The sequence below is a fragment of the Bacteroides sp. ET71 genome (genome assembly GCF_023336905.1).
Classification (GTDB): domain Bacteria; phylum Bacteroidota; class Bacteroidia; order Bacteroidales; family Bacteroidaceae; genus Bacteroides.
In genome coordinates, this window is sequence record NZ_JAMBLS010000153.1 from 1 (window position 1) to 421 (window position 421).

At 52.0% G+C, this 421-nt stretch carries 1 protein-coding gene; it reads left to right on the plus strand.

Going from position 1 to position 421, the window contains the following annotated elements:
* Window positions 1-421, plus strand: a 421-nt coding sequence (locus M3090_RS15645) for an ATP-binding protein (RefSeq protein WP_249057804.1), incomplete at both ends; no start/stop codon positions are given.

The following is a 421-nucleotide window of genomic DNA, read 5'->3' on the forward strand; positions in this document are numbered from 1 at the left end:
AAACAATAAAACAGCTCCCGTTACGGGACAACAGGACCAGAATACCATATCGCTGGATTTAATGAACCGTATGAAATTGCATGGCATGGCAGAGGCTTTCAGGGAAAGTCTTGCCGGCACCACTCCGCAATCCATGACTGCGGACACGTTCCTTTCCATGCTCCTTGCACGCGAATGGGACTATCGTGCGCAGGCTGCCATTGCACGGCTTACCAAGAATGCGGCATTCCGTTACAAGGCCTATATTGAACAGATCGACTATGCCACGAACCGTGGGCTGGATCGCAACCAGATGGAACGTCTCGCCACCCTTGATTTTGTGCATAAGGCACAGAACCTTTTCATTACCGGTTCTTCAGGAACGGGGAAAAGCTATCTGGCCTGCGCCCTCGGCCACGAAGCATGCAAAAGGGGATTCCGT